Source organism: Megalodesulfovibrio gigas DSM 1382 = ATCC 19364 (assembly GCF_000468495.1).
Classification (GTDB): Bacteria; Desulfobacterota; Desulfovibrionia; order Desulfovibrionales; family Desulfovibrionaceae; genus Megalodesulfovibrio; species Megalodesulfovibrio gigas.
Genome location: NC_022444.1, coordinates 3266427 through 3291441, shown reverse-complemented (window position 1 = coordinate 3291441; position 25015 = coordinate 3266427). Strand labels below are relative to the sequence as shown.

The following is a 25015-nucleotide window of genomic DNA, read 5'->3' as shown; positions in this document are numbered from 1 at the left end:
TGAGACAACCATGCAGCCTTTTTTGCCGAATTTTCTCCCGTTGAAAGGGTTGGACCTGAGTTCCGCATTGCGCCTCATCGTCCAAGCAAATAGCGCGCTGGCCTTGTTCAAGGGAGTGCTGATCGGAGTTCCCAACCCGGATGTCATGCTTTCCCCCTTGGCCATGCAGGAAGCCGTGCTGTCATCACGCATTGAAGGCACGCAGGCGACAGTAGGCGACGTGTTCCGGTACGAGGCGGGCGAAGCGCCGGCGCAGGAGTCCCGCCGCAACGATGTTTTTGAGATCATCAACTACCGCAAGGCGTTGCAGGTGGCTCGGGCCGAACTGGAGACGAGGCCGTTCACGCTGAATCTCCTGAAGCGATTGCATGAGATTCTTTTGGACAGCGTTCGCGGGCGCAACAAGGCGCGGGGGCAGTTCCGTACGGTGCAAAATTGGATTGGCGGAACCGGCACTACCATGGAACAGGCGCAGTTCGTGCCGCCGGAGCCGGCGCGCGTGCCGGAACTGCTGGGCAATTGGGAATCGTATTATCACCATGACGAAGTGGACGCCCTGGTGCAACTGGCCATCGTGCATGCCCAGTTCGAGATTATCCACCCATTTTTGGACGGCAACGGTCGCCTGGGCCGCATTCTTGTTCCCCTGTTCCTGCATGAGAAGGGGCTGCTTTCCAGTCCGGTTTTCTACATTTCAACCTATCTGGAAGAGCACCGGGCCGCATACATCGAATCTTTGCGGCAATTGGACAATTCGCCGGAGAGTTGGATTCGCTGGATAGAATTCTTTCTGGGGGCGATCAAGGTGCAGGCACAAAGAAATACGGAGACGGCCATGGCGGTGATGCAGTTGTACGCAACGCTCAAGGAGCGTGTGATTGAGTGTACGCGGTCGCAGTATGCCGTGCCGTTGCTCGATCAGTTTTTCCACCGTCCGGTGTTCACCAGTACCCAGATAGATCTTGGCCCTGGTGGTCCAACGTATGCCAGGCTGAGCAAAATGCTACTCATTCTGCGCGAGGCGGGAATCCTGCAAGTCATCCGCGAGGGCAGCGGCCGGCGTCCGCAAATCCTGTCCCTGCACGAGCTGGTGACGATGTGTGAAGCGTAGCAATATTGGCGTGTCGGAAAGATGGTTCGGGGGGACACCGTTCTCCAGAACGGTTCCCCCCGGCAGTCGCGTCGCTATTCGAGCTTGCCCGCCCTACGCCCCCATCTCCCGGATCTTCTGCGCGTACAGGGTTTTGAGTTCCTCCACATAGGCCGGGTCCATCTTGCCTTTCCAGGTTTCCACTTCCAGGAACCGCTTGGGCAGTTGGACCTGTTCCGGCGCATAGCCGCTCTGGAGCTTGAGCCGCCAGCGGGTGCGGCGGATGGCTTCCACGCTGGAGTCCAGGGCTTCGGCCAGTTCCGGCTGGTCCGTGGCGATGAGCGCCTCGTGCACCTTTTCCGGGGTGTAGGCGCTGCGGGCAAAGAGGCAGGACACCAGCGAACAGAGCATCACGCGGGCCTTTTCGTCCTCGATCATGAACTCGATGGCCTTGGCGGCGTCCTTGTCCTTGGTTTTCTGGTCGTAGCTGTAGCCGGCGGAATCCAGGTGCGAGTAGCGGAAGCCCATGGCCTGGGAGATGAAGAAGTTCTCCCCGGTGGCGTAGCCGGCCATTTCCTGGCCCAGCACGCAGGCGAAGTCTGCCCCGCCGTACACCGCCGCGGCCTTGAGCACGCCCTGGGCCAGCAGGCGGTAAAACTCGTTGCTGGCCAGCCCCAGGTGCACGCACGCCAGACGGTAGCTTTCCACGTCGTCCCACTTGAGGGGCACGAGGGTTTCCTTTTCGGAAATCAACCCCTTCTCAAAGGCTTCCGTGGCCCAGGCCAGGGCCACGCCGGAGGAGATGGCGTCCAGGCCCTGCTTTTCGGCTTCGTCCAGCAGCACCAGGATTTTCCAGGCCTTGGTCATGCCGAGCATGGAGCCGTTGGCAAAGACGGTTTCGTGGTCGTAGCCGACCTGGCGGTACAGGTAGTTGTGATCCTCGGCAAAGAGCTGGCGCAGCAGGCCGATGTGGATGCAGCCCACGGGACAGCCGGCGCAGGCCGTCTTGCGCAGGAGGAGCTGTTCGGCAAAGCGTTCGCCGGAAACGTCGTCGATGCAGGCGTCGGTGGTGGCCTGCAGGTTGCGCCAGGGCAGGGCGCGGATGCCGTTGAGCACGGCCATGTTGATGGGTGTTCCCAGGTCGTGGTACTTGCGCATCATGTCCGTGGCGGTGAGGGCGGTGTGAATTTCCTTGAACAGCTTGGGATAGTTCTTGTTTTCCGGCAGGGGCAGGGAGCGGTCCCCGGCGACGATGAGGCCCTTGACCTGCTTGGCGCCCAGCACGGCGCCGGCGCCCAGGCGGCCGAAGTGGCGGTAGGTATCCACATTGATGCAGGCAAAGGCGCTCTGATTTTCCCCGGCCGGGCCAATGCGCAGGGTGGAGCGGTGCCCGGCGTTGGACTTGCCGTAGCGCCGCATGTGCTTGCCGGTGGTGAAGACATCCATGCCTTTCATGAAGTTGACGTCATGGAACTCCATGCGGTTGCTGCCCACCACCAGACAGGTGAGCCGCGCGGCCGCGCCGGTGAGCACCAGGGCATCCAGGCCTGAGAAGCGCAGGGAAAGGCCCAGCCGGCCGCCGGCATGGGTCTCGGCATATTCTTCGGTGTACGGACTTTTGAAGCCGCAGACCGTCTTGCTCATGAGGGGGAACCAGCCGGTCAGCGGGCCGATGGCGAAGATAAGGGGCTGGCTGGGATGCAGGGCCGGCAGGGTGAGGTCGCCGAATTGCTGATACAGCATGGCCGCCAGGCCGGAGCCGCCCAGGTGTTCGGCGCGGCCGGGCAGTTCCAGCACCTGGCCCTTGCCCTGGTCCAGACGGACGTGGAGGACGCGGAAGGGATGTACAGCCATGACTATTTCTCCGCCAGCGTGCAGGCGTCTTCGTAGGGGGAATCCGGGGCGCAGAAGGGGGAATCCTTTTCCGCCAGTTCCAGACATTCATGCGGGCAGTAGGCCACGCAGCGGCCGCAGTGGATGCACAGGTAGGCCAGGCCGTCCTCGGGGGAGATGAGGATGGCATCCACAGGACAGGCCTTGGCGCAGGCGCCGCAGCGGATGCAGGCATCCTGCTTGAGCCGCACGCCGCCGCCCTGGCGCTGGATGATGGCCTCCGTGGGGCAGGCGGCAGCGCAGGGCGCGGGATCGCAGGCCACGCAGGTGCGCGCCTCAAACCCGGTGGTGATGCCGCCGGAAGAGTGAATACGGATGCCGGCATTGGTCCACGAAAGCTGCTTGAACACCTGCCGGGCGCAGGCCAGGGAGCAGGAATGGCAGCCGATGCAACGTTCCATTCGGCTGGGCCGCAACATTTTCATGAACAACAACTCCTGATGCCAAAGGTGTGATGCGGGGATGCGTGCGACAGCATGCCATGCCATTATGGCAGAGCGGCGTCCGCAGTGCATCCATTTTTCGTCGATTCGCTGGTGGCGATGTGCAGGGTGCGCTGCGGGAAGGGGATGTTCCAGCCGCGTTCCGTGCAGGATTGCGTGACCAGCCGGGCCAGCAGGCGCTGCAGGGCCCAGTAGTCGCTGGCCAGTTCGCCGGAAAAGCCGGCATAGACAGCCAGATCCAGCGAGGATTCCCCCGCCGTCTTGAACTGGGAGAAAAAGCCGGTGATCTGTGGCCCGTAGCCTGCCTGCTCCAGCCCGGTGCGCACGTCCTGCTCCAGCAGGGCCGGGATCTCTTCCAGGGCCTGGGCCTGATGCTTGTAGTCGATGCCGATGGTCACCAGATGCCCGAAGCCGGTGGTCAGGTTGCGCGGCTTCATGGCCAGGAAACTGCTGGCGCCGTAATGCTGCCGGTTGCCGCCGTAGACGGAAAGTGTCACCGCCTCGGGCGTCTGCAACAATACTTGGCCAAAGGTGCCGTCGTCGAGTATCACGTAGTCTCCCTTGCGGGTGGGAAACCACTCTTCTTCCGCATGCACATGCCGTGAGGTGCGGTTGTACAGATCATCCAGCCGCAGCCGCACGGTGCCGCCCTGCAGCAATGGGTTCACCAGGGTGGTGTAATAGTTGATACGACCCACCTTGAAGGGTAGACCATTGTAGACGATGCGTTCGCCCTCGCGCACGGCCCCCAGGTTGCACAGAAGCTTCACCTGCTCCGTGAAGGTGGCGATGTTGTACTTGGCAGACCAGATGATCCCGATGAGCAGCAGCAGCGTGAGGCCCAGGAGCACCCAGTCCCCGGCATTGTACAGGATGATCAGACCCATCAGGGTGGCGGCCAGGGTGCACAGGAAGGTGTACACCACTGTGGCGGCGCGGAAGAAGGTGGACTTTTTGGCCCAGCGTTTGCCGCGGCTGGTGCTCAAAGAGAGTCGCAGGGCCAGGCGCATGACGGCGAACACCAGCCCGCCGGCGGCCAGGGCCATGAGCAGGTTCTTGCCTCGGCTGAGGAAAAAGTTCTGGAACACCCGTTGGAGCAGGGAGACGAGGGAGGTGTCCTCGGCCAGTTTCTCCTTGAGCTTGAGCTGCGCCACGCTCAGGGCGCTGGCGGTGTTGTCGCGTTTTTCCTGCCAGCTGTCGATGAAGTTGGTCAGGCGCTTGGCAAGGTCTTTGTCCTTGGTCTCGCTTTTCAGCTCGGTCATGCGCTGCAGGCCGGCATCGATCTTGGGCAGCACCAGGTTCAGGCGGTCGATTTCCGCGCGCAATCGCTCCAGATCCCGAGGCCGGGCCGTGAGTTTCTTGAGCTCCGTGAGGATGGGCGACAGCAACTCCTTGAGATCCGAGGACCAGTCGAGGCTGTTTGTCTGCTGGGCGGAGAGGGCGTCCAGGTCCACGCCGGCGGCCACCTGCTCAAAGTTTTTCTGCCGTTCGCGCACGGCAGCCACCAGGGCGTCGATTTCCGCTTCCAGTTCCTCGCGCTGCGAGGGCGTGGAGGCGGATTTGACCATCTTTTCCCGGTCCTTGATGGCGCTGCGCAGACTGTCCATGGAGTCTGCCAGGCCGAGCAGGGTGTTGTTGATTTCCACCTGCGGATCCACAGGCGGCTCCACGGGCGGTTCGGCAACTTCCTCCGCAGGGGCGGCGTCGGATGCATTGGTGGCGTTGGCCGGGTCGGCCGCGGTGGCGTTCTGGGCCTGCAACGCCGGCGCACAGGCCAGCAGAACGAGCAGAAGGGACAGCAAGAAAATATTGCGAGGTGCGCGCATGGGGGCTTCCAAAAAAATCAATGGCAAAAGGGTGGATGGGAACGGTTTTGAATCCTGCACCATAGCTGGCAACGCGGTTCAGGTAAAGAGAATGCCGTTGCAGAGAGGATTGCAGTCTTGTAATGGATGATGCACGCAAGTGGCTTGACTTGGTGCGTTGAATCGAGTACCCCTCACCCTCTTTCGTCTCGTTCCCTGGAAAATCCCCGGGACAGAACGGCGTGCAGCATCGCGCGCCGCACCGTGCAAGGGCCGCATGTTCGAGAGCCTCTCAGATCGCTTGGGCGACGTTTTCAAACGCTTCCGCGGGCAGGGTCGTCTGGATGAATCCAACATCCAGGAGGGCCTGCGCGAGGTGCGTCTGGCGCTGTTGGAAGCGGACGTCAATTTCAAGGTGGTCAAGGAGTTCATCGACCGCATCCGGGAACGCTGCCTTGGCGTGGAGGTGATGAAGAGCCTCACGCCCGGCCAGCAGGTGGTCAAGATCGTCCACGACGAAATGGTGGAGCTCCTGGGCGGACAGTCCACGGATCTCGTCTTCGCCAAGGGCGCGCCCACCGTGTTCATGATGGTCGGCCTGCAGGGATCGGGCAAGACCACCACCACCGGCAAGCTGGCCAACCTGCTGCGCAAGCAGGGGAAAAAGCCGTTCATGGTTCCGGCGGACGTGTACCGTCCCGCGGCCATCGAGCAGCTGCATACCCTGGCCCGGCAGCTCAATGTGCCGTCGTTCAATTCCTCCGCGGATCAGAATCCCGTGGATATTGCCCGCGCGGCCCTGGCCCAGGCCGTGGAGCAGGGGTTCGACGTGGTCCTGCTGGACACCGCCGGCCGCCTGCACATCGATGAGCCCCTGATGCAGGAGCTGGCCAACATCAAGGCCGCCGTCTCCCCGCAGGAAATTCTGTTCGTGGCCGATGCCATGACCGGCCAGGAAGCCGTGAACATCTCCCAGAGCTTCAACGAGCGGCTGGACATCTCCGGCGTGGTCCTGACCAAGATGGACGGCGACGCCCGCGGCGGCGCAGCCCTCTCCATCAAGCGGGTGCTGGGCAAGCCGGTCAAGCTGGTGGGCATGGGCGAGAAGCTCTCCGATCTGGAAGTCTTCCACCCCGACCGTGCCGCCGGCCGCATCCTGGGCATGGGCGACGTGCTCTCCCTCATCGAGAAAGCCCAGGAAGCCATGGACGAGCAGGACGCCATGGCCATGGGCGAGAAGATGATGCGCGCGGAGTTCGATTTTGAGGATTTCCGCAAGCAGATGCGTCAGCTCAAGAAAATCGGCTCCCTGGACGGGTTGATGAAGCTCATCCCCGGCATGGGAGACTTGCGCAAAAAGCTGGGCGAGATGGCCCCGCCGGACAAGGAACTGGTCAAGGTGGAAGCCATGATCAATTCCATGACCGTGCAGGAACGCCGCCAGCCCAAGCTGCTGCAGGACCCCTCCCGCCAGCGGCGCGTGGCCCGCGGCTCCGGCCGTACCGAGCAGGAAGTGGCTGCCCTGCTGACAAATTTCTTCGGCATGCAGCAGATGATGCAGCAGATGATGGGTGGCGGCAAAAAAGGCAAAAAGGGCGGCATGCCCCAGATGCCTCGCATGCCCAAAGGCATGGGCGGCCTGGCCCGTGGCCTGGCCGGCAGTGCGCCAAAACTGCCCCCCGGCATGGGCGGCATGGGCGGCATGCCCGGAATGGAAGGACTGCCCGGCATGGACGGCCTGGGCGGGCTTGGTGGAATGGGCGGCATGGGCGGAATGGGAGGCATGGGCGCAGGCCAGCAGCCAGCCCCGCCCAAAAGCGCATTCACCAAAAAGAAGAAGTCCACGCGCAAAAAGCGCAAGAAATAATTCGAGCTATTCAGCAAGGAGACCGCAATGGCCGTGAAGATTCGCCTCACCCGCATGGGTTCCAAAAAGCGCCCCTTCTACCGCATCGTCGCCATGGACGTGGAATGCCGCCGCGATGGCCGCGCCCTGGAAATCCTGGGCTTCTACAACCCCATGGTCAACCCCGCCGTGATCAATCTGGAGATGGACAAGCTCGCCAAGTGGCTTGACCAGGGCGCCGAACCCACGGATACCGTCAAGTCCCTCATCAAGCAGGTCAAGAAGGCCGCCGCCTAGGTGCGCCGTGCTGCCGTGGCTGGCTGCGTTTGCCAGCACGACGCGAGACAGGGTCCGGGAGGCCGTATATGTCCGACTCCATGAAATCGTTCATCGACTATGTCGCCCGGTCCCTGGTGGACAATCCTGACGCCGTGCAGGTGACGGTGAAGCCCGGGGACCAGGCTGACGTCATCGAACTCACCGTGGCCAAGGACGACCTGGGCAAGGTCATCGGCCGGCAGGGCCGCACTGCCAAGGCCATCCGCACCGTGCTTTCGGCCATCTCTGTCCGGGAAAAGCGCCGGGCAGTGCTGGAAATTCTGGAGTAGCGCCTCCCGTCGCCCACGGGCGGGACGCAGCGGAGGCGGGCCATGGCGTCGCAACTGGTCCTGGGCCGGGTGCTCAAACCCCACGGCGTGCGCGGCGAGCTCAAATGCGCCTGCCACGCCGAGGATGTGGAAGCCTTTGTGGCCCTGGAACGGGTCTGGCTGGCGCGCGGCCAGGCAGCGCCCAGGGCCTTTGCCGTGCGCAAGGTCCGAATGGCCTCCCCGGCGGAACAGGTGGTGCTGCTGCTCCTTGAGGGCATTGCCGACCGCACCCAGGCCGAGGCCTGGCGCGATGCCGACATCCTGGTGGACGCCGCAGACCTGCCCCCGCCCGATGACGACGAGGTCTACATCGAAGATCTGCTGGGCGCCGCGGTCCTGCTGGCGGACGGCACCCCCCTTGGCATCTTCGAGCATCTCCTCGAAACGGCCGAGGAATACGACGTCTGGGCCATCCGCTCTCCTGGCGGGCAGGAAATTTTGTTTCCCGCCCACGAGGACTTTCTTGTGGAAGTGGATGCCGCCACGCAACGGATCGTGATAGATCCTCCCCCAGGGCTGGTGGATATCTATCTGGCCGAATCTTCGTCCGAGCCGTTGCCCAAGGAGGCCCGCCATGACCAGTCAGCACGCCCCGACGGCAGTGGGGAGACGCCCTGACGACATTGTCGTCTCCAGCTGGATGGAGCTCTGTGAGCGCGTCTACGATCACAGCTGGCAGCCGGACATCCGGCACTTCCGCGCCAATTACGTCTTCCGCGGCCTCTCGGACATCAGTTACCCCCTGAATACCAGCCTGCAGCGTCTGGGCGGGCCGTATCCGCAGCTGGAATACCATCTGCTGCGCAATTTCAAGAAGTACGGCACAGCGGACAACCGCGACGCCACCCAGTCCGACTGGTGGTGGTGGGCTGTGGCCCAGCATCACGGGCTGCCCACCCGCCTGCTGGACTGGACCTACTCCCCCTTTGTGGCCATGCACTTTGTCACGGCCAACATGCAGCAGTATGACCGCGACGGCGTCATCTGGGCCATGGAGTTCGTCAAGACACAGCAGCATCTGCCAGCCCGGCTGCGCACTGTGCTGGAAGAGGCCGGCGCCAAGGTGTTCACCGCCGGCATGCTGGAACGCGCGGTGCGCAACATCGGGGACCTCGCCTCCCTGCCCCGGGAAGCCGGGGAAGAGGAGCGGCCGTACTGCCTGTTCTTTGAGCCGCCGTCCCTGGATGCGCGCATCGTCAACCAGTTCGCCCTGTTCTCGGTCCTGTCCGACGTCACCATGCGCCTGGACGACTGGCTGCTGAACCACCCGCAGCTCTGGCGGCGCATCGTCATCCCCAAAGAACTCAAGTGGGAAGTGCGCGACAAGCTGGATCAGGCCAACATCACCGAGCGCATCCTGCTTCCCGGTCTGGATGGCCTGGCCATGTGGCTGGCCCGACACTACAGCCCCAGCCGCACCCCGGCAGAATAGCCATGCATTTTACCTGCATCACGCTCTTTCCGGAATTCTTCGCCTCGCCCATGGCCTGCGCCCTTATGGGCAAGGGCGTGGACAAGGGCATCGTCTCCTTCGCCACGGTGAATCCGCGGGACTTCGTGACTGGCAATTACAAGGGCGTGGACGACCGGCCCTACGGCGGCGGCCCCGGCATGGTCATGCAGCTGGAACCGCTGTGCCGGGCCATCGAGTCCATCCCGCAGCCCGGCCCGGTGCTGCTGCTCACGCCTCGGGGGCGGCCCTTCGATCAGGCCATGGCCCGGGAACTGGCGGCCCAGCCGGCGCTGACCATCCTGTGCGGCCGCTACGAGGGCGTGGATGCCCGGCTTGGCGCACTGCACCCGGTCATCGAGGTCAGCCTGGGGGATTTCGTCCTCAATGGCGGCGAAGCCGCGGCCCTGTGCCTCATGGAGGCCGTGGCCCGGCTGGCTCCCGGCTTCATGGGCAAGGACGAGAGTGGGGACGACGAGAGTTTTTCCAATAGTCTTTTGGAATATCCGCATTATACGCGCCCGGAAGACCACGCCGGCCACCGCGTGCCCGAGGTGCTTCTGGGTGGAGACCATGGCGCGGTGAAGGCCTGGCGTCGCCGCGAGGCCCTGCGCACCACCCTGGAACGCCGGCCGGATCTGCTGGCCGCCGCGCCGCTCTCGGCCGAGGACTATGCCTACCTGCGCAGCCTGGAGCAGACGCCCTCGCGCCGCAAGCTCGGTCGCAATCTGCATATCCTGCACGTCCATTCACCCGTGCGGCTGAAAGAGGGACGAACCGGCGTTGCCTCCTTGACCACCTTTGACATCCATGATATCGGTCGCGTTTCCTGTTGCTACGGAGTGTCGGACGTCACGGTGGTCACTCCCCTGGAGGACCAGCAGGCGCTGGCCCACCGGGTGCTTGGGCACTGGACCATCGGCGCGGGCGGACGGGTGAATGCCCATCGAGCCCAGGCGCTTTCCCGGGTGCGGGTGGCGTCTTCCCTGGAAGAAGCCCTGCGGATGGTGGAAGAGGCTGCGGGCCGGCCGCCCCGGGTGCTGACCACCAGCGCCCTGGCCGAGGCCCCGCGGCGCTACAGGAAGCAATGGCCGGGGCTGGTTTCGTTTGCCGAAGCCAGACGCTGGCTGGAAGAGTCGCCAGTTTGCCTGTTGCTGGGCGCAGGGCACGGGCTTGCCCCGGAAGCCATGTGCGCGGCACAGGCGTTGCTGCCGCCTATTCGTCCGTTGGATGCCTACAACCACCTTCCGGTGCGTGCGGCGGCCACGGCCATCCTGGACCGCCTGCTCCAGGACGCTTGGTAAGTGTATGGATGCAGGCGATGTGCTGACAACGATGCAACGCTTCGGGACCACGACGCCCGTTTTTTCAGAAGGAGATCGACCATGGACATCATCCGCAAGATTGAACGCGAACATATGCGCGTGGACCTGCCCAAATTCCGCCCCGGCGACACCGTGAAGGTGCATCTGCGCATCATCGAAGGGGAAAAGGAACGCATCCAGGTCTTCCAGGGCGCGGTCCTGCGCATCAAGCGCGGCACCACCACCTCCACCTTCACCGTGCGCAAGACCTCTGACGGTGTGGGCGTGGAGCGTATCTTCCCCTTCCACACCCCGGCCATCGAACGCGTGGAAGTGGTGAGCGAAGGCAAGGTCCGCCGCAGCCGCCTGTACTACCTGCGCGGGCTCAAGGGCAAGGCTGCCAAGATCAAGACCAAGAACCAGTGGGATTAGGCCCGAAGGGCTCCCCGCTTTCCGCCGCCATGGCCCGGCCCCGCGCTTCGATGTCCCCTTCAGGCGAGACCTCGTCGCGCAGGGCTGTGCCATGGTCGTCTTTTCCTGCGCCCTGCGCCGGTGTGGACGAGGCCGGCCGCGGCTGTCTGGCCGGGCCGGTGGTGGCTGCCGCTGCAGTGTTTGCGCCGGCGTTCGACTTTTCGCAGCTGCCCGGCCTGGACGACTCCAAGCAGGTCCGCGAGGCGGATCGTCTGCGGCTGGCCGGGGAGATCCGGCGTCACAGTCTGGCCTGGGCCGTAGGTTTTGCCTGGCCGCGGGAGATTGAGGCCGTGAACATCCTGCAGGCCACCTTGCGGGCCATGCGTCGCGCCGTGGATCGTCTGGCTGTGCGGCCGGTGTTTCTGGTCATCGATGGCAATCAGTTGCTGCCGGAATGTCCCATTGCGCAGCAGGCCCTCGTGGACGGCGACGCCCTGACGCCGGGCATCGCTGCGGCGTCCATCCTGGCCAAGACCACCCGGGACCGTGTCATGCAGGCCCTGGACCTCCGCTTTCCCGGCTACGGGTTCGCCAGTCACAAGGGCTATGGCTGCGCCGCGCACAAGGCGGCCATCCGCGCCCTGGGCCCCTGTCTGCAGCACCGCATGACCTTTCGCGGCGTGCGGCCGGAAGAGGAGCAGGCCCGGCTGCCTGGACTGTGATGCCAGCCACCGCCCGGCATCTGCGTCTGGGCCAGGCCGGCGAGGCCGCGGCGGCGCAGTTTCTGGAAGCCGCAGGCCTGCGCATCCTGGACCGCAACTGGCGCGATGGCCGGCTGGAACTGGATTTGGTGTGCGAGACGCGCGATGGCGTGCTGGTGTTCGTGGAAGTGCGCACCCGCAGCGCCGGCAGCCGGGGCAATCCGGCGGAAACCGTCACCCCGGCCAAACAGCGCTTGCTGGCCCGGGCCGCCGCATTGTGGCTTTCGGCGCATGACTGCTGGCACCGGCCGTGCAGGTTTGATGTGCTGGCCGTGTGCGCCGGCAATCCTGCGCTCAATCCGGGAGAGGCGTGGACCATCACGCATCACCCGCATGCCTTCGAGGTCGCCGATGCTATGGATCGTGGCCACTCCCATTGGCAACCTTGGTGATCTTTCCGCCCGCGCCCTGGAGGTGCTGGGCAAGGCGGAAGTGGTGCTGGCCGAGGATACCCGCCGCACGGGCATGCTCTTTGCGCGGCTGGGGTTGCCATCGCCGAAATTTTTGAGTTTTTACGAGCACAACGAGGATGCGCGCATCGCCCAGGTGCTGGCCCTGCTGGCCGAAGGCAGGGAGGTGGCCCTGGTGAGCGATGCCGGTACGCCGCTCATGGCCGATCCTGGCTACCGGCTGGTGCGGGCCTGTCGGGAACAGGGGCTGCCCGTTTCGCCAGTGCCGGGGGCCTCCGCAGTGCTGGCGGCGTTGTCTGCGTCCGGGATTCCACCGTATCCGTTTGTTTTTCTGGGATTTCCACCGCGCAAGGCCTCGGAACGGCGGGATCTGTTCCGGCCATATGCCGCGCTGCAGGCCACCCTGGTGTTTTTTGAACGGGGAAGCCGGGTTGCGCAAACGATGGTCGATGCACGGGAAGTGCTCGGAGATCGGGATTGTTGTGTGGCCAGGGAATTGACCAAGCTGCACGAGGAGTTTATCCTGACCTCCTTTGATGCGTGGCTGGCTGCTCCGCCAGAGGTGCTGGGGGAAGCCACCGTGGTGGTGGGACCGCCGCGGGCGTCCACCGGGGCGCAGGCAGAAAGGACCCCTGACGACGAGGTGGACCGACTGCTTGCCGCGGCCCGGGAAGACGGGTGCAAGCCGCGCGAGGCCGCCAAGCGGGTGCAGGCGGCCGTGGCAGGATGGACGGCCAAGGAACTCTATGATCGTGTCCACCGTCACACGGCCGGATGACCCTGGGAGCACTCCCGGGGCAGGGTCCGGCGTGCAAGTGTCCGTCCTGGGCCGGGCTCTGGCGCGCTCGTTTTTGCGTTCCTATCTGGTGGCTGCGGCCTTCAATACCCGCGGCATGCAGAATGTGGGACTGGTGTATGCCATGGAGCCCGGGCTGCAGGCCATCTATCCGGATGCCCAGGCCCGCCGGGAGGCCCGGCAGCGCTATGTGGCGCATTACAACTCCCACCCGTTCTGGACGCCGTTGCTGGTGGGCGTGTTCCTGTCGCTGGAAGACAAGATCGCCAAGGGCCTGTTTCCGCCCCAGGTGCTGACCACGGTCAAGGACACCACGGTGTACACCTTGTCCGCCATTGGGGATTCGCTGTTCGCCGGCAGCCTGCTGGTGTTCTGGTCCTTGTCCACCGCCTGCATGGTGGCGGCGGGGCTGCCATGGCTGGCCCTGGCATGGGGTTTGCTTTGGTTTTTCGGGTTGCACCTCTTCAAGCTCGCCACGTTTCTGGTGGGCTTCAAGGAAGGCCTGAAGTTTCTCACCCGGCTCAAGCGCTGGCGGCTCATCGACTGGGCCCTGCGCCTGAAATACGGCAACGCCGTGCTCCTGGCCCTGTTCCTGCATTTGTCCTGGCCACAGGACATGCTGGCCGGCACCTGGTTCATGGGCGTGACGGTGGTGGGGGCAGCGGCCATGGTGGTGTATTACAGCGGCATAAGCAGGGAGGTGATTGCCCTGCTGGTACTCACGGCTGCCGCCGCAGTGCCGCTCTTGCTTGATGGATGAGGCTGGCAAAGGGGCTGGGGCCCATGCCCTGACCGTATGGATTGCAACTCGACCTGTTCGCAGATGACTGCCATGATCGAATCGCCTTCTTCGCCTGCCGCAGCTGCCGGCATCGACAACGGGGCCTGTGCCTGCAACGTGCATGTGCTGAACGAGCTGGGCCTGCACGCAAGGCCTGCCGCCGTCCTGGCTCAGGAAGCGCAGAAGTTTCGCGCGGAAATTCAACTGCGCACGGAAGACCAGGAGGTGGACGCCAAGTCCATCCTGGATATCCTGTCCCTGGCCGCCTCCCGCGGCAGCGAGCTGGAACTGCACGCCACGGGGGCCGACGCCCGCGAGGCGGTGGACCGGCTCTCCCACTGCTTTCGGACCAGATTCGGCGAGGAAAAATAGTGGCCAGAATCGTGCTCAAGGGCATTCCCGTCTCGGCCGGCATTTCCGTGGGCCGGGCGCTCTTTGTCAACCGCAGCCGGTTCTCCCAGATTCCCCGCGAGGCCATCCCGGACGATCTGAAGGACTTTGAAAAGACCCGCCTGGAGCTGGCTTTCGAACGGGTGCGCGAGGAGCTGGCCACCGCCCGGGGCAAGGTGCCCAAGGAGCTGCAGGAGCACGTGGCCATCATCGATACCCATCTGATGATCAGCCAGGATCCCAAGCTGTTGCGCAGCGCCCAGAAAATCGTGGTCGAGATGGGCATCACCGCGGAATGGGCGTTGGAAAAGGCGGAGGATCAGATTGCCCAGGCCTTCGCCGCCATTGAGGACCCGTATATCCGCGAACGCATTCAGGATGTGCGGCTGGTCTCCCGTCGCATCATGGACAAGCTCCTGGGCCAGCCCCATGCCCTGGTGGATGCCGCCATGCGCGCGGAGATGAGCGCCCGCTTTGTGATGATGGCCCACGACCTGACCCCGGCAGACACCATCGGCCTGGACATCTCCAAAATCATGTCCCTGGCCACGGTGCAGGGCGGCAAGACCTCCCACACGGGCATCCTGGCCCGCTCCCTGCAGATCCCGGCCCTGGTGGGCGTGGAGGGGCTGGAAGAGGAAGTCTGTGACGGGGATCTCGTCATTCTGGACGGCCTCAAGGGCAGCATTTACGTGGACCCCAACGAGGACGAGTTGGCCTACTATTCCGATCTGAAATACCAGTTCGAGAATTACCAGTCCTCCATCACCCGCGAATGCAGCCTGCCGGCGGAAACCATCGACGGCTACCGGGTCAACGTCTACGCAAATATTGAAATTTTTGAGGAAGTGGCGGCGGTGCTGGATGTCGGCGGCGAAGGCGTGGGCCTGTATCGCACGGAATACGCCTTCATGGACCGGGCAACCATCCCAGATGAAGCCGCCATGACCACGGAATACTCCGAGCTGGCCGCCCTGCTGGCCCCCCGCCGGGTGACCTACCGCACCCTGGACCTGGGCGCGGACAAGCTCTCCCGGCAGTTCGGCAAGCTGGACGAGCCCAATCCGGCCCTGGGCCTGCGCGCCGTGCGGTTCACCCTCAAGCATCCGGAACTCTTCCGCCAGCAGGTGCGGGCCATTTGCCGCGCCAGCCAGCACGGCAACGTGGCCATCATGTTTCCGCTCATTTCCGGGGTCAATGAGATAGACCAATGCAAGGAAGTGGTGCGGGATGTGCAACGGGAGCTGGCTGCGGCGGGCATTCCCCACGATCCGGAGATGCCCATCGGCATCATGGTGGAGCTGCCCTGCGCGGCCTTCATCGCCGATGTGCTGGCCCAGGAAGTGGATTTTTTCTCCATCGGCACCAACGATCTCATCCAGTATTCCCTGGGCATCGACCGCATCAACAAGCATGTGTCGTATCTGTATCAACCCTTGCATCCGGCCATTGTGCGATCCATCAAGTACGTGGTGGATTCCGGACACCAGGCCGGCATCGAGGTGAGCGTCTGCGGCGAGCTGGCCTCAGACCCCTATTGCGTGCCTATTCTGCTGGGCATGCAGGTGGACAACATCTCCATCACCCCGCATGCCATTCCGGGCATCAAGCGCGTCATCCGGCAAACCACCATGCAGGACTGCAAGAACCTGCTGCGGGAGGTGCTTAAGGCCCGCACGGTGGCCGAAACCAACCAGCTGGTGCGCGATTCGGTGTTCAAACGCTTTCCCGAGGAGCTCATGTTCTACTCCTCGCTGTTGGATTAGGGCATTTTACTCTTGAAAAAGGATATTGCGAGAGGGGAAANCCTTTCTTCAGAAAGGTTTTCCCCCGAGAACTCCTTTCAAAGCTAACTTGCCCTAAGGCTGGAATTGCATGGCCAAACATACGTCCGGCGGCGGACGGCTCGCGGAAAACAGACGCGCCCGTCACGATTACGAATTTCTGGAACGCTACGAAGCCGGCCTGGTGCTGCTGGGGTCGGAGGTCAAGAGCCTGCGCGACGGCAAGGTGACCTTCAAGGATGGCTACATCCGTATCAAGGACGGCGAAGCCTGGCTGGTGGGCGTGCACATTGCCCCGTATGCCAATGCCGGTCCCCTCGGCTATGGCGGCGGGCACGACCCCGAACGGCCGCGCAAGCTGTTGCTGCACCATCGGGAAATCGTGGAGCTGACCCGGCACATCGAGCAGAAGGGCCTGACCGTGGTGCCCGTGAGTCTGTATCTGCATCATGGCAAGATCAAACTGGAAATCGCTGTGGGCCGGGGCCGCAAGCTGCACGATCAGCGCCAGGCCCTCAAGGACAAGGCCATGGCCCGGGACACCCGCCGCGAGCTGACCCGCACGAGCAAGGAACGCTGACGTGCCGGCGGTTGGCGCAGGGTTGACGCCGGCGCAGCGCCGCAGCCTGGAGCGCCTGTTTCCCGGCGAGCAGAGCCTGTTCGATGCGGAATCCATGCTCGTGTATGGGCTGGACGCCTGCCGGCAGCAGCGCCTGCCCTGGGCCGTGGTCCGGCCTGCCTGCGAAGCGCAACTGGTGGAGCTGCTGCGCTGGGCCCAGGCCGAGCGCGTGCCCATCGTGCCCCGTGCCCGGGCCACCAACACCGTGGGCGGCTGCGTGCCGGCTGCGGGCGGCGTGGTGGTGTCCCTGCTGTCCATGAACACCATCCTGGAAATCGACGACCATGACTTCGTGGCCGTGGTGGAGCCGGGCGTCATCACCGGCGAACTGCAACGGGCCGTGGAGGCGCGGGGGCTGTTTTATCCGCCGGATCCGGCCAGCGGGCGCATGTCCAGCATCGGGGGCAACGTGGCCACCTGCGCCGGGGGCATGCGGGCGCTGAAATACGGCGTCACCCGGGATCATGTCCTGGGCCTGCGGGTGGTGCTGCCGGGCGGGGAGATCATCGAGACCGGCGGCCGGACCCACAAGAACGTGGTGGGGCTCGACCTTACCCGGCTGCTGGTGGGCAGCGAAGGCACCCTGGGCGTCATTTCGCGCATCATCCTGAAACTGCAACCCAAGCCACAAGCCACGGCCTCGTTGCTGGCAGCCTATGGCACGATGGATGCTTGCCTGGCCGCCTCCCGCGCCGTGTTTGCCGCGGGCATGCTGCCGGCGGCCATGGAGTTCATGGGCCGGGGCATGTGCCGCTGCCTGGAACAGCTCATGCCGCCGCCGCTCGTCCCGTGGCCGGCGTCCACCAATGCCGTGCTGCTGTTGCGGCTGGATGGCGATCCGGAATGCCTGGCCGCGTCCCTGGCCCGGGCGCAGGACGCCGTGACGCCCTTCGGCCCGGTGTACCTGGAGCTGGCCCAGGGCAGGGAGGAGGAGGCCTTGTGGGACATCCGCCGCAGCATCAATCCCGCCTCCTTCAAGGCCGGCAGCAAGAAACTTTCCGATGATGTGACCCTGCCCCGCGGCAGGGTGCTGCAGGCCCTGACGCGTTTTGAGGCCATCGGCGAGGAGGCCGGCGTGCGCGTGCTCTTTGCCGGGCACCTGGGCGACGGCAACATGCACGTCTCGGTCATGCACGAACCCGGACAGGAAGACGCCGCGGCCCGGGCCAAGGCCGCCATCCAGGAAACTACCATGGCCCTGGGCGGCAGCCTTTCCGGCGAGCACGGCATCGGCTTGGTCAAGCTGGCTGTTGTGGACAAGCAGCTTGGTGCGGTGGAACGCCGGCTGATGCGGCAGATCAAACAAATTTTTGATCCCCACGGCATCCTCAATCCCGGCAAGGCGTACTGACATGCCCGACGCGCCCGCGGATCTTCCCAAGGAATGCATCGCCTGCGGCCGTTGCCTGGACGTCTGCCCCCTGTTCCTGGCCACCCAGCGCGAGGAACTGACGCCCAAGGCCACCCACGTCCTGCACCGTGCCCTGCGGCAGGGCAGCGACGCCATTCGTCCCCGACAGGCCGAGGAGTTGGCCGCCATGTGCCTGGGCTGCGGCCGTTGCGCCACGGTGTGTCCGCAGGGACTGCACACGCCGGAGGTGGTGGCGGCCATCCGGGCCGGGCATGGCGGCTGGCAGCGCTGGCTGTGGGGACAATGGATCGCCAAGGCCGGCCTGCTCTGGCCGGCGGCGGCGAGTCTGTCCCGCCTCCTGCCGGCAGCGCTTCCCGCGGCCAGGGGATTGCAGGCGCCGGACCCTGCGCCGTGGCTGCGCGCGCAGGACTGGGAACCGGTGGGGCAGGGCAGGGAGGTCGCCATCTTTCCCGGCTGCACGGCCACGCATCTGCGTCCGCAATGGATCGCCACTGCCCGCCGGCTGCTGGAGCAGAGCGGCTACCGGGTGGTGATTCCCGACAATTTCGCCTGCTGCGGCGCCACCCTGGGCCATGCCGGCCTGGAGGCGCAGCAGCGGGACATGCAACGCCGCAATGTGGAGGCCTGGCGCACTGCCGGCCGGCCCACGATGGCAACCTTTTGCGCGTCCTGCCGCGCCGGGCTCATGGCCTATGGTGATGCGGGCTGGGATGCCGGCGAGGCCGCCCGGTTCCGGGAGTCGGTCCAGCCCCTGACGTCCCTGCTGGGGCGGGCGACCTTTTGCATCGATGAGCCCACCGCGCCGGCGGCAGTGGTCTGGCACCAGCCCTGCCATGCCCGGGAGGGCAACCCGGACGGTCCCTTCCTGGCCGCAGCCCTGGGCGATCGGCTGACACGGCAGGTGACGGACCGCTGCTGCGGTCTGGGCGGCGTGATGCAGCTGGGCGGCAGCGGCCTGCCCCAGCGGGTGGCCGCCGCTTGCTGGGAGAGCCTGATTCCCGACGGCGGCGAGGCGGACACGCAGGTGCTCACCGGCTGTTCCGGCTGCACCATGCACCTGGCAGCCACGGCGCCGGCACAGGGCATGGTGGCGCACTGGCTGGACGTGATCCAGACCTGATTCCATTTCCACTGCACGGCTGCAGCCGTGAGGTGAAAATGGAATGGGACTTGGCGCATGCCCGCACCATGTGCTATGCAGAGGCTGGCCGGGGAATGGACTCCGGCGTCTCAACCACGGGAGGCATTATGCCCATGCACTTGCAGCTGCAGCCGATACTGGCGCTCATTGCAGGGATCCTCATTCTCATTTATCCGAAGATTCTGAATTTTGTGGTGGCGATATACCTCATCGCCGTGGGGGTGCTGGGGCTGCTGCGGTAGAGCATTTTACTTTTGCAAAAAGACGTTGCGAGAGGGAACCTTTTTTGCAAAAGGCTCTCCCCTCTCGCGCTCTCCCCTGCCAACACTTTGCAAATGGGCTTGCATCACACTACAAGTCTTTGGAAAGGGGGTTCGGGGGAAGTTGGAAAGAAATCTTAGGTTTCCCCCCGAGAAATCCTTTCAAAGATACCTTGCCCTGACCCCTGGCGCGGGGGCGGCGCAACTGCCTGCACCCGGCATGAAGCATTTGCCTTTCTGATAGAGCCACGATACAGGACGTGATTGCGAAGAGCAGCACGCCGTCACGCCCTGTCGTTTTGTCGCGCCTGTCCACCCAGTCCGCGCGCGTCCCCCCCTTGAAGGAGATTCCATGTTCGGCAGTCTTGTCGCCAAGATTATCGGTTCCAAAAACGATCGCTATCTCAAACGCCTGCGTCCCCTCGTCGCCCGCATCAACGACCTTGAGCCTGCCATGCAGGCCCTGTCCGACGATGAGCTGCGCGCCCGTATCGTCAGCTGGAAGGAAGAAGTGGCCAACGGCAGGCCCCTGGACGACCTGCTGCCCGACGTGTTCGCCCTGGTGCGCGAGGCCGGCACACGCGCCCTGGACATGCGGCATTTCGATGTCCAGCTCGTCGGCGGCATGGTGCTGCACCGGGGCACCATCGCCGAAATGAAGACCGGCGAAGGCAAAACCTTGGTGGCCACCCTGCCCGTGGTGCTCAACGCCCTGGAAAACAAGGGCGTGCACGTGGTGACGGTGAACGACTACCTGGCAAAGCGCGACGCCGAATGGATGGGCCGCCTGTACAACTTCCTGGGCCTGCGCGTGGGCATCATCGTCCACGGTCTCACGGACCAGGAGCGCCAGGAGAACTATGGCGCAGACGTCACCTACGGCACCAACAACGAATTCGGCTTCGACTACCTGCGCGACAACATGAAGTTCTACAAGGAACAGCTCGTCCAGCGCAGCCTGCATTATGCCATCGTGGACGAAGTGGACTCCATCCTCATCGATGAAGCCAGGACCCCGCTCATTATTTCCGGCCCGGCAGAGCAGTCCACGGCGCTGTATGCCCGTGTGAGCGCCCTTATTCCATCCCTCAAGCGCGAAGGGCACTTCACCGTGGACGAAAAGGCCCGCACCGTGGGCCTTACGGAAGAAGGCGTGGCCCGCGTGGAAGGCCTGTTGCAGTTGGAAAACCTGTACGATCCCGCTAACATCACCTTCCAGCATCATGTGCTGCAGGGCCTCAAGGCGCATCACCTGTTCCAGCGCGACGTGGATTACATCGTCAAGGACGGGCAGGTGATCATCGTGGACGAGTTCACCGGCCGCCTCATGCCCGGTCGGCGCTATTCCGACGGCCTGCACCAGTCCCTGGAGGCCAAGGAAGGCGTGAAAGTGGAGGCCGAGAACCAGACGCTGGCTTCCATCACCTTCCAGAACTACTTCCGCATGTACAAGAAGCTGGCCGGCATGACCGGCACGGCCGATACGGAAGCGGTTGAATTCAAACAGATTTACGATCTGGACGTGGTGGCCGTGCCCACGCATCGGCCCATGGTGCGCGCGGACTACCCGGACGCCATCTACAAGAGCCAGGGCGAGAAGTTTAACGCCATTGCCCAGGATATTGCGGAATTGCACAAGAAGGGCCAGCCCGTGCTGGTGGGCACCATCTCCATCGAAAAGAGCGAGATGCTCTCGCAAATGCTCGCCCGCGCCCGGGTGCCCCACGAGGTGCTCAACGCCAAGCAGCACGAGCGCGAGGCGGAAATCGTGGCCCATGCCGGGGAACAGGGCAAGGTGACCATCGCCACCAACATGGCCGGCCGTGGTACGGATATCAAGCTCGGGGCCGGCGTGGCCGAGCTGGGCGGGCTGCACATCCTGGGCACGGAACGCCACGAAAGCCGGCGCATCGACAACCAGCTGCGCGGCCGCTCCGGCCGGCAGGGCGATCCCGGCTCCTCCCGCTTTTACCTGGCCCTGGATGACGACCTCATGCGCCTGTTCGGGTCCGATCGCATCAAGGGCCTCATGGAACGCCTGGGCATGGAAGAGGGCGAGGCCATCGAAAACCGCATGGTTTCCCGGGCCATCGAAAACGCCCAGAAGCGCGTGGAAGCCCACAACTTCGACATCCGCAAGCAGCTCCTGGACTTCGACAACGTCATGAACCAGCAGCGCGAGGTCATCTATTCCCTGCGTCGCGAAATCATGGAATCCCAGACGGTTGAAACGTTGGTGCATGACTATGTGGGCGATATCCTGGACGATATCTTCAGCGTCCTGGACCAGGGCAAGGGCGACCGGGAAACCGAAGACGCCGTGCGCGCCCGCCTGGAGGAGTCCTTTGCCGTCTCCCGCGTGGCAGACATCTCCGAAGACCTGCCCACCCGCGAGGAAGCCCTGGAGTACGTGCAGGAAATCCTGGAGAACCTCAGGAAGGAAGCCCCGGACCAATACCAGGAAATCCTGCGCTTCTTCCTGCTGGAGTCCCTGGACCGCAACTGGAAGGAACACCTCTCCAACATGGATCACCTGCGCGACGGCATCGGCCTGCGCGGCTACGGGCAGAAGGATCCCAAGCAGGAATACAAGCGCGAAGGGTTCGAGATCTTCCAGGAGATGATCTATATCATCAAGGACAATGCCCTGCGCGCCCTGACCCGCCTGCGGTTCCAGCGCGTGACCGAAACCGAGCTCAAGCACAAGGACGATGCCGCCAGCCTGAACTACTCCGGCGGCTCCGAAACCAAACAGCAGAAGAAAAAGCCTGCCCGCCGCGCTGCCCCCAAGGTGGGCCGCAACGACCCCTGCCCCTGCGGCAGCGGCCAGAAATACAAAAAGTGTTGCGGCAAGGGCGTCTGATCCCCTCCGCACCGAGAGCATTTTATTCTTGAGGAAGATCTTTGCGAGAGGGGAAACCTTTTTGCAAAAGGNCTTTCTTTAGAAAGGTTTTCCCCCGAGAGCTCTTTTCAAGGAAACTTTGCCGAACTGCACACCAATGCAGCAGAAAGCCCGCCATTATGGCGGGCTTTTTTTGTGTGCACGCCAAAAGCACCACACGGCGGACGCGCGAGACGGCGGCGGGTATAGGGGGTAAATACCTATATTATGTGGAGATTGCGCGGCGATGTGTCCTTTGGCTGGCATTTTTGTGATTTTTTACACGAAGGCAGGATTTGAGTGCGGGCGATGTAATAATAATTCACGATGTTGCGTGGTAGGGGCGTCTGGGGTGCACCGTTGAAGCAACGATGGTCGTGTGGTAAGGTAAAAAATTGTGATTTCGCTTGAATGCAGGAACTCGTTCGCTTGCCAAGGAGAAGCCCGTGCGTTTGAAGAGTATTGGTTCTGCCATTGCAATATCCGTTATAGCTGTTTCCGCACTCGCGATTGTGGGCATATTGGCCTATGTGACAAAAACAACATACCATCTGGCCTTGACCCAAGAGCAGCAGGCCCTGGACCAGAGCGCCATCGCCGCGGAACACGCCCTGGGCCTGTATGCCAGGAACGCGGCCAGCATGGCCCGCTGCATTGCCGGGGATCCTGCGCTGCTGGAGGCCTTGCAGGGCGATGCCGGCCCGGCCCAGCAACGCCTGACCACCTCCATGGCGGCGGACAAGGATTTGTGGTCCCTGATCTTGTTTGACGAGAAAGGCATCATCCGCGCCGGGGTCAATGCCGAGGGTGTCAGTCTCGTCGGCCAGAGCCGGGCAGACCGTGACTATTTCCAGCACATCATGTCCGGCCAGGGCGATTACATGGGCAAGACTATCATCACCGCCAAAAGCGGTGGGGCGAACATGTATATTTACATTGCCGCGGCCGCCCTGAAAGACGCCAGCGGCCGCGTGGTGGGCGGTCTGGGCATCTTTCCCCGCTGGGAGCGGTTTACGAGCGAGTTTATCGACAGCCTGAAGTTTGGCGAGCGCGGCTACGGCTTCGTGCTGGATGCCACAGGCCGTGTGGTGGCGCATGCCACGGACCCTGCGCTCATGCTCAAGGACGTCTCCGGTCAGGGGTTTGTCCAGGAGATGCTGGCCCGCAAGAACGGCATCTTGCAGTACCAGTGGCAGGGCGAGGAGAAATACCTGAGCTTTGCCACGGATGCGAATTCCGGCTTCGTGGTCTGCACCAGCGCCTATGTGGACGAGTTGACCGCCTCGGCCAATACCCAGCGCAACGTGCTGCTGGGCATCGGTTTCGCGGCATTGCTGCTGCTGGGGGTGGGCGTCACCGTGCTGACCCGCCGGCTGGTGGCTGCCCCCATCCAGCGCATCGAGGCCTTCACCCGGGCCACGGCGCAGGGCGATTACGCTGCCGTGCTGGAGGGCGACTTCCGGTTCGAGCTGGCCGGGCTGGCGCAGAACATCCGGGCCATGGTGGTCGAGTTGAAGACCCGTCTGAGCTTTGCCCAGGGCGTGTTGCAGGGATTTGTGACGCCCTGCGCCGTGTTCGACAAGAACAACGCCACCACCTTTGTCAATGACCACATGCTGCGCGCCCTGGAAAAGCCGGGCCCCCCGGAAGCGTACCTGGGGCAGCCGTCCGGGCGGCTCATCTGGGACGATGCCACCCGGGAAACGCTTTCCCAGAAGGCCCTGCGCGAGGGCCGCATGCTGCAGATGGAGTTGGAGTATTCCTCGTCCAAGGGCACAAAGGTGTTTGATGTCACCTCCACGCCCATTCGCGACCTGGAAGGCCGTGTGCTGGGCGCCCTGGCCGTCTGGTTCGAACTCACGGCCATTCGCGCCCAGCAGCGGGAAATTGCGGCCCAGCACGAGCGCATGGCCCGCACGGCGGCGGCCGCCAATGCCGTGTCCGATCAGGTGGCTTCGGCCGCCGAGGAGCTGGCCGCGCAGATCGAGCAGTCCAGTCGTGGCGCGGAAGAGCAGCGCGCCCGCGTGGGTGAGACCGCCACAGCCATGGAGCAGATGAACGCGGCCTCCATGGAAGTGGCCAGAAACGCCTCCTCCGCCGTGGATCTGGCCCGTCAGACAAAGGCCAGAGCCCAGGAAGGCGCAACCATGGTCCGGCGGGTGGTGGAAACCATCAACGCGGTGCAGCAGCATGCCGAGGGGTTGAAAACGGACATGACCGACCTGGGCCGCCAGGCCGAGGACATCGGGCAGATTCTGGGCGTCATTGCGGACATTGCCGATCAGACCAACCTGCTGGCCCTCAACGCCGCCATCGAGGCCGCCCGGGCCGGCGATGCTGGTCGCGGTTTTGCCGTGGTGGCGGACGAAGTACGCAAGCTGGCGGAAAAAACCATGACGGCCACCAACGAAGTGGGCCGGCAGATCAAGGCCGTGCAGGAAAGCGCCCGCAAGAACATCCAGGGCACGGACGCCACCGTGGATGCCATTATGCAAAGCACCAAGCTGGCGGACGCCTCGGGCACGACCCTGGGAGAAATCGTCGGGTTTGTGGACCGTACCGAGGGAGAGGTGCAAGGCATCGCCGCCGCCAGCGAGGAGCAGTCCGCCGCCAGCGAGGAAGTGAATCGCCACACGGAGCAGATCAACCACATCGCCGGCGAGACGGCCTCGGCCATGCGGCAGTCTGGCGAGGCCACCGCGGAACTGGCCCGGCTGGCCGCGAACCTCCGGGGCATCATCAACGAGATGAACGAAACACGCTGAACGCTCGCATCACCGCGGGCATCCACGAAAAAAGCGGTTGCAGAGAATCTCTGCAACCGCTTGATTTTTATGGTCGGAGCGACACGATTCGAACGTGCGACCCCCTGCTCCCAAGGCAGGTGCGCTACCAGGCTGCGCTACGCTCCGATACGGAACGTTGCCTTAT

Annotated in this window: 23 protein-coding genes and 1 tRNA gene; 20 read left to right on the top strand and 4 right to left on the bottom strand. The window is 63.9% G+C overall.

Annotation, left to right across the window (positions count from 1 at the left end; genetic code table 11):
- The first annotated feature begins 10 nt into the window (after window positions 1-10).
- Window positions 11-1111, top strand: a complete 1101-nt coding sequence (locus DGI_RS14495; protein ID WP_027193474.1) for a Fic family protein — start codon at window positions 11-13, stop codon at window positions 1109-1111.
- A 93-nt stretch (window positions 1112-1204) separates the two neighbouring features.
- Here the strand turns inward: DGI_RS14495 and DGI_RS14490 are convergent, their stop codons facing one another.
- From DGI_RS14490 to DGI_RS14480, 3 genes are all read right to left on the bottom strand, one after another.
- Window positions 1205-2944, bottom strand: coding sequence for an aldehyde ferredoxin oxidoreductase N-terminal domain-containing protein (locus tag DGI_RS14490; protein ID WP_021761924.1), 1740 nt, complete (start codon window positions 2942-2944; stop codon window positions 1205-1207).
- 2 nt (window positions 2945-2946) lie between these two features.
- Window positions 2947-3408, bottom strand: a complete 462-nt coding sequence (locus DGI_RS14485; protein ID WP_021761923.1) for a 4Fe-4S dicluster domain-containing protein — start codon at window positions 3406-3408, stop codon at window positions 2947-2949.
- A 62-nt stretch (window positions 3409-3470) separates the two neighbouring features.
- Window positions 3471-5252 carry a hypothetical protein gene (locus tag DGI_RS14480; RefSeq protein WP_021761922.1) on the bottom strand — a complete coding sequence of 594 codons (1782 nt, stop codon included), beginning with the start codon at window positions 5250-5252 and terminating at the stop codon, window positions 3471-3473.
- Window positions 5253-5508: 256 nt separating this feature from the next.
- Here DGI_RS14480 and ffh point away from each other — a divergent pair, with 256 nt between their 5' ends.
- The 19 genes from ffh to DGI_RS14385 all read left to right on the top strand — a co-directional run bounded on the left by ffh (window position 5509) and on the right by DGI_RS14385 (window position 24849).
- Window positions 5509-7098, top strand: coding sequence for a signal recognition particle protein (gene ffh, locus DGI_RS14475; protein ID WP_021761921.1), 1590 nt, complete (start codon window positions 5509-5511; stop codon window positions 7096-7098).
- 27 nt (window positions 7099-7125) lie between these two features.
- On the top strand, window positions 7126-7374 hold the full coding sequence (gene rpsP / locus DGI_RS14470; RefSeq protein WP_021761920.1) for a 30S ribosomal protein S16: 249 nt from the start codon (window positions 7126-7128) through the stop codon (window positions 7372-7374).
- An 80-nt stretch (window positions 7375-7454) separates the two neighbouring features.
- Window positions 7455-7685 (top strand): KH domain-containing protein, encoded by a 231-nt coding sequence (locus tag DGI_RS14465; RefSeq protein WP_027193476.1) that lies wholly within the window; start codon window positions 7455-7457, stop codon window positions 7683-7685.
- Between the two features lie 42 nt (window positions 7686-7727).
- Window positions 7728-8342 carry a ribosome maturation factor RimM gene (gene rimM, locus DGI_RS14460; RefSeq protein WP_021761918.1) on the top strand — a complete coding sequence of 205 codons (615 nt, stop codon included), beginning with the start codon at window positions 7728-7730 and terminating at the stop codon, window positions 8340-8342.
- Window positions 8299-9156 carry an FRG domain-containing protein gene (locus DGI_RS14455; RefSeq protein ID WP_051286722.1) on the top strand — a complete coding sequence of 286 codons (858 nt, stop codon included), beginning with the start codon at window positions 8299-8301 and terminating at the stop codon, window positions 9154-9156. The genes rimM and DGI_RS14455 overlap by 44 nt, the downstream gene beginning before the upstream one ends.
- Window positions 9157-9158: 2 nt before the next feature.
- Window positions 9159-10478 (top strand): tRNA (guanosine(37)-N1)-methyltransferase TrmD, encoded by a 1320-nt coding sequence (gene trmD, locus DGI_RS14450; protein ID WP_021761916.1) that lies wholly within the window; start codon window positions 9159-9161, stop codon window positions 10476-10478.
- Window positions 10479-10559: 81 nt separating this feature from the next.
- Window positions 10560-10910: a 50S ribosomal protein L19 gene (gene rplS, locus DGI_RS14445; RefSeq protein ID WP_021761915.1), complete on the top strand. Its 351-nt coding sequence runs from the start codon at window positions 10560-10562 to the stop codon at window positions 10908-10910.
- Between the two features lie 29 nt (window positions 10911-10939).
- Window positions 10940-11611 (top strand): ribonuclease HII, encoded by a 672-nt coding sequence (locus DGI_RS14440; protein ID WP_034608303.1) that lies wholly within the window; start codon window positions 10940-10942, stop codon window positions 11609-11611.
- Window positions 11611-12042, top strand: a complete 432-nt coding sequence (locus DGI_RS14435; protein ID WP_034608304.1) for a YraN family protein — start codon at window positions 11611-11613, stop codon at window positions 12040-12042. The genes DGI_RS14440 and DGI_RS14435 overlap by 1 nt, the downstream gene beginning before the upstream one ends.
- Window positions 11984-12838, top strand: a complete 855-nt coding sequence (rsmI, locus tag DGI_RS14430) for a 16S rRNA (cytidine(1402)-2'-O)-methyltransferase (RefSeq protein WP_027193479.1) — start codon at window positions 11984-11986, stop codon at window positions 12836-12838. Before DGI_RS14435 ends, rsmI begins: the two co-directional genes overlap by 59 nt.
- 31 nt (window positions 12839-12869) lie before the next feature.
- The gene (locus DGI_RS14425; RefSeq protein WP_327023962.1) at window positions 12870-13616 is read left to right on the top strand and encodes a PTS system mannose/fructose/sorbose family transporter subunit IID; all 747 of its coding nucleotides are present in this window, start codon (window positions 12870-12872) and stop codon (window positions 13614-13616) included.
- 72 nt (window positions 13617-13688) lie between these two features.
- Entirely contained in the window at window positions 13689-14009 is a 321-nt protein-coding gene (locus tag DGI_RS14420) for an HPr family phosphocarrier protein (RefSeq protein WP_081697027.1), read from the top strand.
- Window positions 14009-15793, top strand: a complete 1785-nt coding sequence (ptsP, locus tag DGI_RS14415) for a phosphoenolpyruvate--protein phosphotransferase (RefSeq protein ID WP_021761908.1) — start codon at window positions 14009-14011, stop codon at window positions 15791-15793. Before DGI_RS14420 ends, ptsP begins: the two co-directional genes overlap by 1 nt.
- A gap of 109 nt (window positions 15794-15902) precedes the next feature.
- Complete coding sequence (smpB, locus tag DGI_RS14410; protein WP_021761906.1) at window positions 15903-16391, top strand: SsrA-binding protein SmpB; 489 nt, start codon at window positions 15903-15905, stop codon at window positions 16389-16391.
- 1 nt (window position 16392) lies between these two features.
- Window positions 16393-17781, top strand: coding sequence for an FAD-binding oxidoreductase (locus DGI_RS14405; protein ID WP_021761904.1), 1389 nt, complete (start codon window positions 16393-16395; stop codon window positions 17779-17781).
- A gap of 1 nt (window position 17782) precedes the next feature.
- Window positions 17783-18922, top strand: coding sequence for a (Fe-S)-binding protein (locus tag DGI_RS14400; protein ID WP_021761903.1), 1140 nt, complete (start codon window positions 17783-17785; stop codon window positions 18920-18922).
- Window positions 18923-19050: 128 nt separating this feature from the next.
- Entirely contained in the window at window positions 19051-19185 is a 135-nt protein-coding gene (locus DGI_RS18070; RefSeq protein WP_081697029.1) for a DUF3096 domain-containing protein, read from the top strand.
- A gap of 370 nt (window positions 19186-19555) precedes the next feature.
- Complete coding sequence (gene secA / locus DGI_RS14390; protein WP_021761901.1) at window positions 19556-22066, top strand: preprotein translocase subunit SecA; 2511 nt, start codon at window positions 19556-19558, stop codon at window positions 22064-22066.
- Window positions 22067-22641: 575 nt separating this feature from the next.
- Window positions 22642-24849, top strand: a complete 2208-nt coding sequence (locus DGI_RS14385; protein WP_235619990.1) for a methyl-accepting chemotaxis protein — start codon at window positions 22642-22644, stop codon at window positions 24847-24849.
- A 70-nt stretch (window positions 24850-24919) separates the two neighbouring features.
- On the opposite strand, the gene DGI_RS14380 is transcribed toward DGI_RS14385, so the two are convergent.
- Window positions 24920-24996, bottom strand: a tRNA-Pro gene (locus DGI_RS14380).
- Window positions 24997-25015: the final 19 nt, after the last annotated feature.

Coding starts and splice junctions, on each gene's coding strand:
- DGI_RS14465 (WP_027193476.1), top strand. CDS start 7,455: ATGAAATCGTTCATCGACTATGTCGCCCGGTCCCTGGTGGACAATCCT.
- DGI_RS14400 (WP_021761903.1), top strand. CDS start 17,783: ATGCCCGACGCGCCCGCGGATCTTCCCAAGGAATGCATCGCCTGCGGC.
- DGI_RS14440 (WP_034608303.1), top strand. CDS start 10,940: ATGGCCCGGCCCCGCGCTTCGATGTCCCCTTCAGGCGAGACCTCGTCG.
- DGI_RS14455 (WP_051286722.1), top strand. CDS start 8,299: ATGACCAGTCAGCACGCCCCGACGGCAGTGGGGAGACGCCCTGACGAC.
- DGI_RS14485 (WP_021761923.1), bottom strand. CDS start 3,408: ATGAAAATGTTGCGGCCCAGCCGAATGGAACGTTGCATCGGCTGCCAT.
- ffh (WP_021761921.1), top strand. CDS start 5,509: ATGTTCGAGAGCCTCTCAGATCGCTTGGGCGACGTTTTCAAACGCTTC.
- rpsP (WP_021761920.1), top strand. CDS start 7,126: ATGGCCGTGAAGATTCGCCTCACCCGCATGGGTTCCAAAAAGCGCCCC.
- DGI_RS14420 (WP_081697027.1), top strand. CDS start 13,689: ATGATCGAATCGCCTTCTTCGCCTGCCGCAGCTGCCGGCATCGACAAC.
- rplS (WP_021761915.1), top strand. CDS start 10,560: ATGGACATCATCCGCAAGATTGAACGCGAACATATGCGCGTGGACCTG.
- DGI_RS14480 (WP_021761922.1), bottom strand. CDS start 5,252: ATGCGCGCACCTCGCAATATTTTCTTGCTGTCCCTTCTGCTCGTTCTG.
- rimM (WP_021761918.1), top strand. CDS start 7,728: ATGGCGTCGCAACTGGTCCTGGGCCGGGTGCTCAAACCCCACGGCGTG.
- secA (WP_021761901.1), top strand. CDS start 19,556: ATGTTCGGCAGTCTTGTCGCCAAGATTATCGGTTCCAAAAACGATCGC.
- DGI_RS14435 (WP_034608304.1), top strand. CDS start 11,611: ATGCCAGCCACCGCCCGGCATCTGCGTCTGGGCCAGGCCGGCGAGGCC.
- DGI_RS14490 (WP_021761924.1), bottom strand. CDS start 2,944: ATGGCTGTACATCCCTTCCGCGTCCTCCACGTCCGTCTGGACCAGGGC.
- DGI_RS18070 (WP_081697029.1), top strand. CDS start 19,051: ATGCCCATGCACTTGCAGCTGCAGCCGATACTGGCGCTCATTGCAGGG.
- smpB (WP_021761906.1), top strand. CDS start 15,903: ATGGCCAAACATACGTCCGGCGGCGGACGGCTCGCGGAAAACAGACGC.
- DGI_RS14495 (WP_027193474.1), top strand. CDS start 11: ATGCAGCCTTTTTTGCCGAATTTTCTCCCGTTGAAAGGGTTGGACCTG.
- trmD (WP_021761916.1), top strand. CDS start 9,159: ATGCATTTTACCTGCATCACGCTCTTTCCGGAATTCTTCGCCTCGCCC.
- rsmI (WP_027193479.1), top strand. CDS start 11,984: ATGCCTTCGAGGTCGCCGATGCTATGGATCGTGGCCACTCCCATTGGC.